Source organism: Caulobacter radicis (assembly GCF_003094615.1).
Classification (GTDB): Bacteria; Pseudomonadota; Alphaproteobacteria; order Caulobacterales; family Caulobacteraceae; genus Caulobacter; species Caulobacter radicis.
The window spans coordinates 105,353-120,216 of the sequence record NZ_QDKO01000015.1 but is presented as its reverse complement, the minus strand read 5'-3'; the positions used below and the strand labels follow the sequence as shown (position 1 = coordinate 120,216).

The 14,864-nt window shown below is 70.7% G+C and carries 12 protein-coding genes; 11 read left to right on the top strand and 1 reads right to left on the bottom strand.

Going from position 1 to position 14,864, the window contains the following annotated elements:
* Window positions 1-14 precede the first annotated feature (14 nt).
* Window positions 15-1,607, top strand: a complete 1,593-nt coding sequence (treF, locus tag DDF62_RS09270) for an alpha,alpha-trehalase TreF (protein ID WP_116488851.1) — start codon at window positions 15-17, stop codon at window positions 1,605-1,607.
* On the opposite strand, the gene DDF62_RS09265 is transcribed toward treF, so the two are convergent.
* The gene (locus DDF62_RS09265) at window positions 1,604-2,371 is read right to left on the bottom strand and encodes a Crp/Fnr family transcriptional regulator (protein ID WP_244286775.1); all 768 of its coding nucleotides are present in this window, start codon (window positions 2,369-2,371) and stop codon (window positions 1,604-1,606) included. The genes treF and DDF62_RS09265 overlap by 4 nt on opposite strands.
* 44 nt (window positions 2,372-2,415) lie before the next feature.
* On the opposite strand from DDF62_RS09265, the gene DDF62_RS09260 reads away from it, so the two are divergent.
* The 10 genes from DDF62_RS09260 (at window position 2,416) to DDF62_RS09220 (ending at window position 14,852) form a co-directional block, all read left to right on the top strand.
* Window positions 2,416-4,440 carry a toll/interleukin-1 receptor domain-containing protein gene (locus DDF62_RS09260; protein ID WP_116488850.1) on the top strand — a complete coding sequence of 675 codons (2,025 nt, stop codon included), beginning with the start codon at window positions 2,416-2,418 and terminating at the stop codon, window positions 4,438-4,440.
* 23 nt (window positions 4,441-4,463) lie between these two features.
* On the top strand, window positions 4,464-4,880 hold the full coding sequence (locus tag DDF62_RS09255) for a hypothetical protein (protein WP_101719683.1): 417 nt from the start codon (window positions 4,464-4,466) through the stop codon (window positions 4,878-4,880).
* A 130-nt stretch (window positions 4,881-5,010) separates the two neighbouring features.
* Window positions 5,011-6,633, top strand: coding sequence for an adenylate/guanylate cyclase domain-containing protein (locus tag DDF62_RS09250; RefSeq protein ID WP_244286774.1), 1,623 nt, complete (start codon window positions 5,011-5,013; stop codon window positions 6,631-6,633).
* A 311-nt stretch (window positions 6,634-6,944) separates the two neighbouring features.
* On the top strand, window positions 6,945-8,213 hold the full coding sequence (locus tag DDF62_RS09245) for an RICIN domain-containing protein (protein WP_116488848.1): 1,269 nt from the start codon (window positions 6,945-6,947) through the stop codon (window positions 8,211-8,213).
* Window positions 8,210-8,350, top strand: coding sequence for a hypothetical protein (locus DDF62_RS25565; RefSeq protein ID WP_165832216.1), 141 nt, complete (start codon window positions 8,210-8,212; stop codon window positions 8,348-8,350). The genes DDF62_RS09245 and DDF62_RS25565 overlap by 4 nt, the downstream gene beginning before the upstream one ends.
* 88 nt (window positions 8,351-8,438) lie before the next feature.
* Entirely contained in the window at window positions 8,439-10,943 is a 2,505-nt protein-coding gene (locus DDF62_RS09240; protein WP_116488847.1) for a zinc-dependent metalloprotease, read from the top strand.
* A 48-nt stretch (window positions 10,944-10,991) separates the two neighbouring features.
* The gene (locus tag DDF62_RS09235; RefSeq protein ID WP_116488846.1) at window positions 10,992-12,761 is read left to right on the top strand and encodes a CIA30 family protein; all 1,770 of its coding nucleotides are present in this window, start codon (window positions 10,992-10,994) and stop codon (window positions 12,759-12,761) included.
* A gap of 187 nt (window positions 12,762-12,948) precedes the next feature.
* The gene (locus DDF62_RS09230) at window positions 12,949-13,809 is read left to right on the top strand and encodes a pentapeptide repeat-containing protein (protein ID WP_341871564.1); all 861 of its coding nucleotides are present in this window, start codon (window positions 12,949-12,951) and stop codon (window positions 13,807-13,809) included.
* 185 nt (window positions 13,810-13,994) lie between these two features.
* Window positions 13,995-14,474: a MarR family winged helix-turn-helix transcriptional regulator gene (locus DDF62_RS09225; RefSeq protein ID WP_244286773.1), complete on the top strand. Its 480-nt coding sequence runs from the start codon at window positions 13,995-13,997 to the stop codon at window positions 14,472-14,474.
* Window positions 14,475-14,576: 102 nt separating this feature from the next.
* Window positions 14,577-14,852, top strand: a complete 276-nt coding sequence (locus tag DDF62_RS09220) for a hypothetical protein (RefSeq protein ID WP_116488843.1) — start codon at window positions 14,577-14,579, stop codon at window positions 14,850-14,852.
* The last annotated feature ends 12 nt before the right edge of the window (window positions 14,853-14,864 follow it).

The following is a 14,864-nucleotide window of genomic DNA, read 5'->3' as shown; positions in this document are numbered from 1 at the left end:
TCGATGAGGCCCCGATGATCCGCGCCCGCCTGCTCGCCGCCGTTTCCGCAGCAGCCTGGACGGCCATCGCGCCGTTCGCCTTGGCCCAGACGCCGGCGGCGGAGATCCCGACGCCGGCGGACACCTACCAGGAGCTGTTCCACCAGGTGCAGACCCGGCGGCTGTTTCCCGACGGCAAGACCTTCGTGGACGCCACGCCCAAGCGCGATCCGGCCGCGATCCTCAAGGACTATCGCGCCCATGCCCGCTTCACCGACGCCGAGCTGAGGCGGTTCGTGCGCGCCAATTTCGTCGTGCCGGAGGCCGGGGCGACGCCCGCGCCCAGCGCCGAGCGCTCCACGTTGAAGGCTCACGTCGCGCAGCTTTGGCCGCACCTGACCCGCGATCCGGTGAAGCCGGTGGCCGGCGGTTCGGCCCTGGCGATGGACAAGCCGTTCGTCGTGCCCGGAGGGCGTTTCCGCGAGATCTACTACTGGGACAGCTACTTCACGATGCTGGGGCTGAAGCTCGATGGGCGTTCGGACCTGGTCGAAAACATGATCGACGACTTCGGCGGCCTGATCGACGTCTACGGCCACATCCCCAATGGCGCGCGCACCTACTATCTCAGCCGCTCGCAGCCGCCGTTCTTCTACGCCATGGTCGGGCTCTCCGAGGCGAGCGATCCGGCGGTGGTCAAGGCGCGCGTCGACCTGATGCGGCGCGAGCACGCCTTCTGGATGGACGGCGAGAAGACCGTGGCGCCGGGCAAGGCCTGGCGTCGCGTCGTCGCCCTGCCGGGCGGGGCGGTGCTGAACCGCTACTATGACGACCGCGTCACGCCGCGCGACGAGTCCTACCGCGAAGACCTGGAGACCGCCCGTGAGGCGTCGCTGGCCACGGGCCGTCCGCCCGCCGAGGTGTTCCGCGACCTGAGGGCCGGGGCCGAGAGCGGCTGGGATTTCTCGTCGCGCTGGATGGCGGACGGCCATCACCTGAAGACCATCCGCACCACGGCCATCGTCCCGGTCGACCTCAACAGCCTGATGTATGGCCTGGAAACTGGGATCTCCGCCGGTTGCGCCCGCATCGCCGACGAATCCTGCGTCGCCGAGTTCGCCGGCCGCGCCAAGGCCCGCAAGACGGCGATGGACGCGGTGCTGTGGGACGCCTCGCGCGGTGTCTATCTCGACTGGCTCTGGACTGGCGGCGAGCGGATCGACGCCGTCAGCGCCGCGACCCTCTATCCGCTGTTCGTCGGCGCGGCCTCGCCGGATCAGGCCAAGGCGGTGGCGAGTGTGACCCGCGCGCAGTTGCTGGCCTCGGGCGGCCTGCGGACCACCGCCAATCGCACCGGCCAGCAGTGGGACACGCCCAATGGCTGGGCGCCGTTGCAGTGGGTGGCCGTCGCCGGCCTGCGCCGCTACGGCGAGAACGCCTTGGCCTCCGACGTCTCGAACCGCTGGCTGGCTACGGTCGAGCGCGAATATCGGGCCAGCGGCAAGATGCTGGAAAAGTACGACGTCGAGGAAGCCAAGGCCGGCGGGGGCGGGGAGTATCCGCTGCAGGACGGCTTCGGCTGGACCAACGGCGTGACCCGGGCGCTCCAGGAGAGCGCGGGGAACTAGAGCTCCGGCTCGTCCCCGCCCAGGCGCTCGATCTCGGCGACCAGGCCGTCGATATCGAGAATGGTCAGGGTGCGGCCCTGCTTGGCGATCAGGTTGCGGGTCTCCAGCCGGTTCAGCTCGCGGGTCACGGCCTCGCGCTGGGCGCCGGCCAGGACGGCGATCTCGGCGTGGGTGGGCGCGCGCACCAGGACGGCGCGGTTGTCCTCGATGCCGACGTCAGTGGCCAGGCGCAGCAGTTCCATCTGCACCCGGCAGGGCGCCGAGACGGCGTTCAGCTCGAACACCCGGCTGCTCAGCGCCCGGACCATGGCCGCCAGGTCCTCCATCACCGCGCGGGTGAAGTTGGGCGAGCCGGCCATCAGTTCGGCGACCAGCGGCTCGGGCAGGCGGCCGACCACCGCCTCGGTCAAGGCTGTGACGTTGGCCGAGCGCGGCAGGCGGTCGATGGCGGCGATCTCGCCGAAATAGGAGCCCGGCTGCAGCCGACGATAGCCGACCTCGCGCCCCGAGCGTGCGTACTGGTTCACCAGCAGGAGGCCCTGCACGACGACATAGATCGCGCCGCCCGGATCGTGTCGCTGCACGAGGCGCGCGCCGCGGCGCACGGACAGGATTTCGATGCGCGAGGCCAGGGCTTCCACCTCGGCCGGCGCCATGTGACGCAGCAGCCGGCAGCCGGCCAGGGCCTGAAGACGGGAGGCCTGATCGCCGAAGCCCGTCGCATTCGAAGCGCCAGCGGTGGCGGCGCTCGCGGAAGAGTCCATAATCGCCGCTCCTGAGTTCGCGTACGGGGAGAGTCGAGGGGGCAATGGGGGACTTAAACTACAAGGCCTTCATCAGCTACAGCCATGGCGACGGCAAGCTCGTCGATTGGCTGCACAAGAGGCTGGAAGCCTATCGCCCGCCAAGGGGCGTGGGCCCGGCGGACGCGCGTCCGCTGCGACCGATCTTCCGTGATCGCGCCGAGCTTTCGGCCGCCGCCGACCTGGGCGGGGCGATTCGCGAGGCGCTGGATCGTTCCGAGCACCTGATCGTCGTCTGCTCCGAGGCCTCGCGTCGCTCGAAATGGGTCGGCGAGGAGATCCGTCACTTCCTGTCGACCCATGGTCCGCAGCGGGTGATCTGCGTGCTGGTCGATGCGCCCGAGGGCGGCGGCGAGGTCATCGACTGCCTGCCGCCGGTGCTGCGCGAGGCTTTTCCGCCCGGCGGGGAACCCCTGGCCGCCGACCTGCGTCCGGGCGGCGATGGCCGGCGACTGGCGTTCCTGAAGGTGGCCGCCACCCTGCTGGGCGTGCGGCTCGACAACCTGATCCAGCGCGACGCCCGCCGGCGCTCGCGCTGGATGGCGGCGACCACCGCCGGCGCGCTCGGCGTGGCCGTGGTCACCGGAGTCCTGGCGGTGGTCGCCTTCGACGCCCGTCGCGAAGCCGAGGCCCAGCGCGCCGAGGCCGAGGACCTGGTGGCCTACATGCTGGGCGACCTGCGCAAGAAGCTGGAGCCGGTCGGACGCCTGGACGTCCTCGACGGCGTCGGCGCGCGGGCCCTGGCGCACTACGCGCATGTCGACGCTCGCGACCTGGACGACGAGGACCTGTCGCAACAGGCCAAGGCCCAGACCCTGCTCGGCGAGATCCGTGACAAGCGCGGCGACCTGAAGGGCGCGCGGCAGGCCTTCTCGCAGGCGGCCCTGACCTCCGAGGCGCTGTCGAACCGCAACCCGCAGGACGGAAAGCGCCTCTACGACCATGCCCAGAACGTCTTCTGGCTGGCCTATGTCGACTGGCGGCTGGCGCGCACGGCCGACGCCGAGGCGGGCTTCCGGCGCTATGGCGAACTGGCCGAGCGGCTGACGAAACTCGATCCCAATAATCTCGACTGGCGGATGGAAGTCGCCTACGCCCGCAACAACCTGGGCACGCTGCTGCTGGACGAAGGCCGCGGCAAGGACGCCCTGGCGGCCTTCGACGACGCCCGTGTCCGCTTCGAGGCGGCGGCCAAGGCGTCGCCCGACGCGGTCCAGCCGGTGAAGGATTTGGCCGACGCCCACGCGTGGCTTTCGGACACGCACTATCGATCGGGCAACCTGGCTAAGGCCTACGAGCAGCGCGCGATCGCCCAGACCATCGTGGCCGGGCTTCTGAAGAAGGATCCCGAAAACCGGCCGATGGCCGCTAAGCTCTATGCCGGACAGTTGGCCCTGGCCCGCCGTGCTTTGGACCTGGGCCGCGTCGACGAGGCGCGCCGGCTGGTCGATGGGGCCCGTCGCGGCTTCCGCGATCTGACCGCCCTGGATCCGGAGAACGCCACCTGGCTGGACTACGCGGCCAATGTGGAGCTCGACGCCTTCGACGTCGCCTTCGCCGCAGGCGATCTGCCGGCCGCGCGCGCCGCTCACGCCGAGGCGGTGCGCCGCATCGAGCGACTGCGGTCGCTCAATCCCGAAGTCTATGCCTGGATGGCGCGGCTCAACGGAAAGCTCAGGGTGCAGGCGATCCGCCTGGCCGAGAAGGACGGCAAGCCCGAGACGGCGAGGGCGGCCGCGCGCGAGATCGAACAGTCGCTGGCGAGCCGAAAGAAGGGTGATGGCGACGCCCAACTGGAGCAATGGCTGCTCGGCGTGGCCCATCTCGCGCAGGGGCGCTCGGCCGAGGCGATCAGCCTGCTGGGACCGCGCCGTGAGACCCTGTCGCCCGAGACGCTCTACGTCCTGGCCCGGGCCCTGCACGGCCAGGGAAGAATTTCCGAGGCCTCGGCCATAGTGAACAAACTTCGTTTACACGGTTATGCGAGACCCGACTTCGTTGCGTTTTCACGCGATTCATCTTTAGGTTAACTCGCCTATAGGGGGAATTTTCTATGCTCAGCCACAATGGCGCCAACCCGGAGCCGGATCTGGTCGTCGACATCATCGTCGGCTTCGATGGCAACCTCAGCTTCATGGACCTGGCCCCGAATCCGCCGGAGCCGCTGGACCTCGACCTGCAGCAGCGCTGCGTGCTGCAGTTCCGTCTCAGCGACGACCTGCTCTCGAAGGGCTGGGGCTTCCAGCCGACCCCGATCTCGTTCGAGAACGACTGGGGCCAGAACTTCTCCAGCTACTACTGGACCAACTACACGCCTCCGGGTGCGGAAGAGCCGGTTCCGTACGCCCAGTTCAAGGTCGTCTACGAATGCAAGCGCATGGGCATCTTCGTCTACAGCCTGTTCATGCATGACGCCCTGGGCCAGGCGATCGACCTGGATCCGCTGATCGAAAACGGCACCGGCCGCTAAGCTGAGCGCCGAAGCGTCTTTCGACGAGCTCGCCGCGCTGCTTCGGCGCGGCGAGCATCTTTCCGCCTACGATCTGGCGCGGCGGGCTCTCGACGAGGGCGAACGCTCGCTGATTCTGGCCCACGCGGCCGTGCTTTCGCTGGCCCGCGCCGGCGCCGCCGACTTCGCCCGCGCCGAGTTCGTGCGCCTGGGCCTTGCCAATTCCGACGATCCCGAAGCCCTGTCGCTGGGCGCGCGCCTGCTGAAGGACGTGGCCCTGGCGGCCGCTGGCCAGCGCCGACGGGCCTTCGCCCGCGCCTCGGCTCGCGCCTATGTCGCCACGGCCGTCAACGGCGGGGGGCGCTATGGCCTCGTCAACGCCGCCACCATGAGCCTGCTGGCCGGGGACGCCGCGCGGACCGCCGAATTGGCGGCGGCCGCTCTCGACGCCGCCGGCGCCGCGCCGCAAGCCGGCGAAGCCGGCTATTTCGATCGCGCCAGCCGCGCCGAGGCGCTGTTCCTCCTGGGGCGGCGTGAAGAGGCCGCCGAGATGCTGGCCGCCGCCGTCGCCGGCGCGCCGGCCAGCCTGTCGGCCCATGCCTCGACCCTGCGCCAGCTGTCGATGATCGCCGCCGAGATCGGCGCGCCGACCGCCTGGCTGGAGATCCTGCGCCCGCCCGCGACGGCTCATTTCACCGGCCACATGTTCGCCGCCCGCGCCTTTGAGGACGAAGCCGCCCTCAAGGCCAGGATGGCCGATCTCGTCAGGGCGCAGAGGATCGGCTTCGGCTACGGCGGCCTGGCCGCCGGCGCCGACATCCTCTGGGCCGAGACCCTGCTGGCGGCGGGGGCGGAGCTGCACGTCGTCGCGCCGCTGGGCCTGGCCTCCTATCTCGAGACCTCGGTGCGGCCGTTCGGAGAGCACTGGGTCGGTCGGTTCGAGGCCTGCCTGGCCAGGGCCGCTTCGGTGCGGTTCGCCGCCCGCGATCCTTATGCCGGCGACGACGAGGTCTTCGCCTATGCCAGCCGTTTTGCGATCGGCTGCGCGATCCTGCGGGCCGAGGGCCTGTCGGCCCGCGCGGTGCAGGTGGCCGTGTGGGACGGGCGCGAGTCGACGGGACCTGCAGGGGCCGGCGCCGACGTCGCCTATTGGCGCGAGACCGGACGGCCCCAGGCGATCCTGCCTTTCGAGCGGCCCGCGCCCGATGCGCCGGCCGTCGTTGCGTCGACCGAGCCCGGCGAGCGCGGGGTCAAGGCGATGCTGTTCATCGACGTGCGCGGCTTCGGCGCCCTGCACGACGCCCAGGTGCCGGCCTTCTTCGAGGTCGTCATGGCGGGCATGGCCGAGGCCATCGCCGGCCTCGCCGCGCCGCCCGAGCACGTCGAGACCTGGGGCGACGGCGTGTTCCTCGTCTTCGACCGGCCGTCGGACGCCGCCGAGGCCGCGCTCGTACTGCTGGAGGCCCACCGCCGCCTGAACCTGCGGGCGCGAGGGCTGCCGCGCCATCTCGCGCTACGCATCGGCGGGCACTACGGGCCGGTGCACCTGCGGGTGAACCCGATCACCGGCGCCCAGGCCGTTGTCGGCGCCCACGTGGTCGTCGCCGCCCGCATCGAGCCGGACGTGGCCCCGGGCGCGGCCTATGTCAGCGAGGCCATGGCCGGCATGCTGGCCACGCGCCATGCCGACCAGTACCGCTTCGGCTACGTTGGCCGAACGACGCCTCGCAAGAGCTTCCCGCCGGTCTCGATCTTCAATCTTTCCCGCCGCTAGGGCCTCGCTGCACCCCCTGTGAAAAATTGCACAGCGGGGCTGTAGGGCTTGGGACATTCTGTCGCAGATCAAGGACGGCCGGGCCGCAAAGCCTCCAGAGCGGACGTCCAACGATCAGGGACCCGGAGCCGTCGCGCCATGATGGCTCCGGGTTTCCCAGGCCATTGGCGCGCGAGGAAGTCTTGGGGGGCTCTTCGCATGCGGGGCGGGGGCCGCTCGTGACGCTCGCGAGCGGCCCATCGCCGACCCCAGGGTGGAGTAGCGGCGTTGCGAAGCATCGAGGACCGACGGCTTGAGCCGCGGGGCTGGCGATGAACGGGCTTCTGCTCTTCGCCGGCGACGCCAGCGGCCGTTCCGCCCAAACCGGAAACCTGTTCGATCTTGGCTTGGCCGATTGGCGCGACGTCGCCGCGCTTGGCCGTGTCGCCGCCGAAACCCGCACTGCATTGCGCGCTGCGCGCCAGCGTCGCGACATCGTCGACTTCCTGGGCGAGGTCGTCGGCTCGGCCCTTGAGCCCCGTCGCGGCGGCCGCGCGGTCGAGGCGGGCGAACTGTGCGCCGAAGCCCAGCGTCTGCTGGCCGCCTGGACCGATCTCGACGCCGTGCTGGAAGGGCAGGGGCTGGATCTCCAGCTCGGCATGGCCGCCTTCGCCCGCGACCTAGTCTCCTATGGCCGCGACATCGCGCCGTCTCTTTATCGGCAATTGCTGGCCGGAGATCGCGGCTCGGCGCTGGACGCGCTGCGACTTCAGGTTCGCATGCGCGCAGACCGCGCCACCGCCCTGGCCGCGGCGATGCGCGGTTTCGCCACTCGGGCCGGCGCCTTCGCCGCGGCTTTCGCCGCCTTCGAGCGTGACCCCGCGGTGCGGATCTCGCTGCGCGAGGCGCCGGAGCTGTGCCTGTCCTACGACGATGACGGCGTGGCGCGCCTGGAGCCGGTCAAGGGCGGCGCCGCTCGCCAGTTCTGGCGACTGCAGTTCGACCAGGCCGCCGACGCCCATCGCCTGCGCTCGGCCGCCGATCCGGCGCTGCGCCTGCACATAACCGCCGACGACAAGCTTTGGACGCTGGCCAACGCCTCGACGCCCTTCGGTTTCCCGCTGATCAGCGAGGGGCCGCCGCCTCGGGTGGGCGGGCAGGACGGCCTGCCCACCGGCGCCGATCTCTTCCGCGCGCCGCCGCGCCAGGGCGCGACGTTGGAGAACATCGCCTTTCCAGGGCACGCGCTCGACGTCGCCGAGGTGCAGGCCGGCGCGCCGCTGCGCCTGTGGGAGAAGACGGGTCTGCCGGCGCAGCAGTGGGCGTTCAGTCCCGCGCCGCGCAGCCGCCGTGAGATCGCCCTGCACGACATCGTCGCTCCGGCGGCCGGATTGGCCGCGACCGTTGCCGGCGTACGGGGCCTGCGCGGCGACTGGAACGCGGTGATCGACGACCTGGAGGCGGGGCTTGCCGCGCCCGAGGCCGTGGCGGCGGATCTCGACGCCGTTCTTCTCGGCTGGGGCCGGATGGCCGACGCCGCCGAGGCGGCCCTGGCCGAGTTCGAGGCCGAGGCGCGCGCTTTCGACACGGCCAGCTCATGATCCAGCTTTCCGCCCAGCCGCAGCCCGATCGCCTGAGGGCCGAGCCGCGTCCGATCGAAAACCGGCGCCCGTCCCTGGACCGTTGCAGGCAGGCCGGCGAACTGGTCGCCCGCGCCTTGGCCCGCGAGATCCGCTGAAGCCCGTTCCAGCAAAAAGAGGCTTGCCTGCGCCGGCCCGGGGCGAAACCGTCGCCCGCCGCGACTAGAGCGGGAATCGGAGGGGCAGATGAAGAAATCGGACTTCAGCGGCGCGTCGCTGCGCGCCCTGGCGATGGCGAGCGCATTGGCCGCCGTGGCGCTGTCCGCAGGCCCCACGATCGCCGCCACGGCTCCGGCCGCCGCCGCGCCCGCGACCACGGCCAGCCTGCTGCCCGTCAAGACCGACGCGGCCAAGGGCGCGGTGCTGGTCACCCTGCCGGCGCCGGACGCCGACGGGATCTCCGGCCGCTTCCTCTATCAGCCCAGCCTCAGCGGCGGTCTCGGCGCCACGCCGGTCGGGCTCGACCGCGCCGCCACGGGCGACACCCAGGTGCTGGTCTTCCGCCGCGTCGGCAAGCGCGTGCTGGCCGAGTTCGAGAACTTCGGCTTCCGCGCCCTCGGCGGCACGGTCGAGGAGCAGCGCACGGTGCGCGACAGCTTCCCCGGCTCGGTGGTCTGGTCGGGCGAGGTGGCCGGCGAGACGCCCGACGGCGGCTTCACCGTCGACCTGGCCGGTTTCCTGCTGCGCGACGCCTTCAACATCACCGGCTCGCTGAAGGACGCCAAACAGGGCGGCTTCAAGGCCGCGCCGACGCTCAGCTATGTCGATCTTGGCCATGTCGGCGTGTTCCCCGACAACCTCGAGTTCGAGACCCGCCAGACCTTCACCGCCGACGATCCGGGCGGCGAGGTCTCGGGCATCGTTCCCGACGCCCGGGCGGTGACCTTCGGCGTCCATCACAGCTTCATTCGCCTGCCGGGACCGGGCTTCACGCCGCGCGCCTTCGATCCGCGCACCGGCACCTCGGCCCAGGTCCTGTTCGCCGACTACGCCGTCGGTCTCGACCAGCCGACCGTTCAGCGCCTGGTGCGCCGCTTCCGGCTGGAGAAGACCGACCCGACAGCGGCGAAATCGCCGGTCAAGAAGCCGATCATCTTCTACGTCGACCGTGGCGCGCCCGAGCCGGTGCGCGGCGCCCTGGTCGAGGGCGGCCGCTGGTGGAACCAGGCCTTCGAGGCCGCCGGCTATATCGACGCCTTCCGCGTGGAGCCGCTGCCCGAGGGCGTCGACCCGATGGACGCGCGCTACAATGTCGTCAACTGGATCCACCGCCAGACGCGCGGCTGGTCCACCGGCACGACGGTGGTCGACCCCCGCACCGGCGAGATCGTGCGCGGCGTGGTCCAGCTGGGCTCGCTGCGCATCCGCCAGGATCGGATGATCTTCGAGGGGCTGCTGGGCGCGGACAAGACTGGGAAGGGCGGTCAGGATGATCCGATCCAGATCGCGCTGAATCGCATCCGCCAGCTTTCCGCCCACGAGATCGGCCACGCCATCGGCCTGTCGCACAATTTCGCCGGCAGCGTCTACGGCCGCGCCTCGGTGATGGACTACCCCGCGCCGCTGGTGAAGATCGACGGCGACCGCCTGGACCTGTCGGACGCCTACGCCAAGGGCGTGGGGGCCTGGGACGCCTTCGCCATCGACTGGCTCTACTCGGAAGGCGCGCCGGGAAGCGACGAGGCCGCGCGCCTCGACAGGCTGGCCCGCGACGCCCAGGCCAAGGGCTATCGCTATGTCTCGGACGCCGACGCCCGGGGCGCGGCCTCGGCCCAGCCCTATGGCGCGCTGTGGGACAACGGCGCCGATCCGGTGGTCGAGCTCGACAACGTCATGGCCGTGCGTCGTATCGCCCTGTCGCGCTTCGGCCTGGGCAGCGTGCCGGCCGGTTCGCCGGCCGCCGACCTGCGTCGGGCGCTCGTGCCGATCTATCTCTTCCATCGCTACCAGGTCGAAGCGGCGGTGAAGTTCGTCGGCGGGGTCGACTACGGCTATGCGGTGGTCGGCGATGGTCGCGAGGTCTCGCCAGCCACGCCGGCCCCTGACCAGCGCCGCGCCCTGGCGGCCCTGGTCCGCACGCTGGACCCGGCGGCGCTGGACCTGCCCGATCCGCTGTTGTCGCTGCTGTCGTCGGGCATGTCCGGCTCGCGCGACAAGGCCTACGCCATCGAGATCTTCCCGACCTCGGGCGCGTCGGTCTTCGACCTGCCGACGGCCGCCGAGACCGCCGCCGACCTGCCGCTGTCGCTGCTGCTGACACCTGCGCGCCTGAATCGCCTGGTCGAGCAGAAGCGCCGCGATGCGCGGCAGCTGGACGTCACCGAGACGGTCGACGCCCTCCTGGCCGCCGTGGCGCCCGGCGGTGCGCAGGCCGAGGGGCGCACAGGCGAGCTGCGCCGTCGGGTGCGTGCGCGCCTGGTCGGCGATCTTGTCGCCGTGCTCGACGACAAGACCCTGTCGCCCACCGCCGCCGCCCAGATCGACGCGGCCCTGCTGCGCTACGCCAAGGCCCTGGCCGGCTGGAAGGGGCAGGGGGCGGAAGCCGACCAGGCCGCCCGCATCTCGCGCCTGCTGACCTCCGGCGATCGCAAGGCGCTGGCGGCTCCGCGCGCCGGGGCGGTGGAAACCTTGCCGCCCGGCATGCCGATCGGCGGGGAGGACTGCTGGTTTTGCGCGCCTGGTTCGTCATGAGGAACGGGCGCGTCTGAAAGCGCCCGTTTCGAACGAGGACGACCGCTCATGACCCGCGCCCGCATCCTGCTCGGCGGCCTCTGCGCCGCCGCGCTTTCCACGTCCTTGGCGGCCGCCCAGCCGCTGGCGGTGGTCAACGCCGAGATCTTCGACGCCACGGGCGCGGCGCCGTATCGCGGGACGCTGGTGGTCGACAATGGGCGGATCCTGGCGGTCGGCCCGAAGGTGAAGGCGCCCAAGGGGGCGACGATCGTCGACGCCAGGGGCGAGGCGCTGATCCCCGGCCTGTTCGACGTCCACACCCACTGGACGCCCAACGGCGTTCCCGACGTCACGCCCAAGATCGCCGACGCCTATGTGGCCGCCGGCGTCACCTCGGTGAACGACTTCCACCAGCAGCCCGAGAGCTTCGCGCCGCGCCGGGCGTGGCTGGGGACCCTGACCGCGCCGCACGTCAATTTCGTCGCCCGCATCAGTACGCCGGGCGGCCACGGCGCCGACTGGGCCGACCAGGCCACCACCCGCTGGGTCGACACGCCGGAAGGCGCCCGCGCCGCCGTCGAGGCGATCGCCGCTTACAAACCCGACGCCATCAAGGCCTTCACCGACGGCTGGCGCTATGGCAGCGCGCCCGACAACACCACCATGGACGCCTGGACCCTGAAGGCGCTGACCGAGACGGCCCACAAGTACGGCCTGAAGGTGCTGACCCACACGGTGACGGTCGAGCAGGGCAAGGTGGCGGCGAGCAGCGGTGTCGACGTCATCGCTCACAGCCTTCAAGACGAGCCGCTGGATGCCGGCACGATTGCTTCCATCAAGGCCTCGGGCCTGTTCTACGCCCCGACCCTGGCGGTCTATGAGCCGGTGAAGCCCGGCGCCAAGCCGCCGGCCGATCCCGACAGCCCGCGCGCGCGCCAGAGCCGCCTGAAGTTCGGCTACGCCCTGTCCAACACCAAGGCGCTGTTCGACGCCGGCGTGCCGCTGGCCCTGGGCACGGATGCGGGCATGACCGGCACGCCGCACGGCTCCTCGACCCTGCGCGAGCTGGAGCTGCTGGTGCAGGCCGGCCTGACGCCGAGCCAGGCCCTGACCATCGGCACCGCCGGCAGCGCCAGGGCCATGAACCAGCTGGCCGACCGCGGCACGCTGGAGGCCGGCAAGCGGGCCGACTTCGTGCTGGTGTCCGGCAAGCCGTGGGAGACCATCTCCGACGTCCGCAAGGTCGAGCGCGTCTTCATCGACGGCAAGCTATCCTACGGCCCGGGCGCCAAGCGCTCGGCCGCCAACGACCGTATCGCTCCGCCGGCGGTGAAGGCCCAGGCCCTGGTCGACGACTTCGAGCGCGCCGACGGCCGCACCAGCCTCGACACGCTGCGCCTGGACGATTTCGACGGCGGTCGCGACCGCAGCCTGGAGGTGTCGCAGATCATCGAGCGGGAGGGCGGCGGCAAGATCCTGAGCGTCGGCGCGCGCATGGCCAGCAAGGACGACGCCTCGGCCGGCGTCCTGCTGCCCCTGACCCGGGGCTCGGTGGTTCCGACCGACGCCACGGCCTTCAAGGGTCTCAAGCTCGCCGTGCGCGGCGATGGCGGCGCCTATGTCGTCAGCCTGGTGGGCGCCACCGGCCGCTGGACGACCAAGGTCGAAGCGGGCCCGCAATGGAAGACCATCGAGCTGCCGTTCTCGGGGTTCAAGCCGGCGGGGCGGGAGAAGACCGCCTTCACCGGGACCGACCTGCTGCAGGTCGGCGTCGAGGGCGAGCGCCCGGCCGGCGCCAAGCTGTGGTTCGAGCTCGACGACGTGACTTTCTACTAGCCGGGGAGGGCGTGGCGGTTTGACGCGGCGGGCGCTGGAAGGCTAAGGCCAACAAGCGTTTGGCGGGCGACGGGGATCCCGAATCCCCGTCATTACCGCGATTTAAGTGGTCTAGCGGCGGTGCGGGGCTCAAACCGTTACCAAGCAAGGTCGCTTATCGACCGAACGGAGACCGCCGATGGCCCGCATGGGCATGACACTCGCCGCCGCCCTGGTCATGGGTCTGACGACCCTGGCCGGCCAGGCCCAGGCCAAGGCCTCGATCGAGGACAAGGACGTGGCGCGCCTGGTGTCTCTGGGCGGGGTGTGCGTCAGCTGCGATCTGGCCGGCCGCAAGATGACCGGCGCCAAGTTCAATGGCGCCAACTTCGCCAGGGCCAACCTGATCGGCGCCGACCTGCGCGGCGCGGTGTTCTACGGCTCCAATTTCGCGGCGGCCGACCTGACCCGCGCCGACCTGCGCGGCGCCGAGATGCGCGCCGCCAATTTCCAGGGTGCCAACTTCAACGGCGCCCGCCTGTCGGGCGTGGAATCGGCCGGCGCCAACTTCCAGAACGCCAACCTGTCGCGCGCCGACATGACCTCGTCGGAGATGCATGGCGCCAACATGGAAGCCGCCACGATGATCGACGCCCGGCTGGCCAATGCCGAGCTGAACGGTTCGAACCTGTCGTCCGTGAACGCCCGCGGCGCCGACTTCTCGAACGCCGAGATCAACGGCTCCAACCTCAGCGGCGGCCGCTTCGACCGCGCCCAGTTCCGCAACGCCTCGCTGACGGCTTCGCACCTGCGCGGCGGCAGCTTCGCCGGCGCCGATTTCAAGGGTGCGGACTTCACGGCCGTGCGCTTCCAGGGCGTCGACCTCAGCGGCGCGCGCGGCCTGACCCAGGACCAGCTGGACGAGGCCTGCGGCGAGGCTCGCCTGCCGCCGGGCCTGTCGCTGAAGAGCTGCACAGGCCGGGTCAAGCGGATCACCGTCATGCGCGGCATGCCCGCCCCGCCGGCGCCGCCGGCCCCTCCCGCCGCGCCGTCTCCGCCCCGCCGCTGATATTCGCGCGTGAGGGGTCTTTCTCGCCTGCGGAACGTGCGGACGAGACAGGCGTTTCGCGACATGGTGAACGCTATGCGGGCTAGGGGCCTCGTGGCGATTGCGCGACAGCAGAGGTTGTGAGATCAAGGCGCACGGCGCGGGGGGACACCATGCCTGAGCATGACTTGAGGGAGGGGCAATCCATGCCCCTGCCCAGCTATTTGAGCTATTTGATGTACCAGACCGAGCAACATCGGCGGGCGATGGCCGCCGACCATGTTGCGCGTCACGGTCTGTCGTTTCCGAAGTGGGTGGCGATGCTGTCGCTGGCCCGGTTCGGCGAGTGTTCGATGACGCGGCTTTCCAAGCTTTCGGCGGCCGACCGCACGACCCTTACCCGGTCGATCGACGGCCTGATCCGCGACGGCCTGGTCGAACGCGGCGGGGCGCCGAATGATCGCCGCAAGGTGGTCGTGCGTCTCACGGACGCCGGGGCGGCGTTGCTGCAACGGATCCGCGACGAGCTGACGCCGCTGCACCAGGAAGCCTGCTCCGAACTGAGCGCGGACGAGCAGTCGGCCCTGGCCTTCTATCTGAAGAAGATGCTGGGCGGCCTGATCCCCGAACCCGACTGGAAGGACGAAATCCTCTCGTTCGGGCCGCCGATTCCGCGTCTGGCCTGAAGAAGCCTCGACAACATCCAGGGCGCAATCTCCGGTTAAGGGGCTTGCGCCTTAAGGTGGCGCCCTGCGGTTGCTAGGGCCGCGCGAGGAGAGCTTCACAACATGAACGTCAGACAGGTCGCCGAGCACATCCAGTCTTACGCCGATGGCGGCACGGGCTTCGCCGTGCAGGCCTCTGGTTCCACCTATCGGATGATGCACTGGGAGGCGATGGTCCAGGATGGCGGCCAGGGCTCGGCCGACATCGTTCTGGCCAATCTTTTCGGAACCATCGTCGCCGGTCAGCTCACCCAGTTGAACCAGGGCGAGGGCGTCTTTGTGGTCGAGCAACAGGCCGACGGGGCCCGCTTGGGCGTAGGCGTCGTCCAGCCCGACTAGACGCTGCGCGCG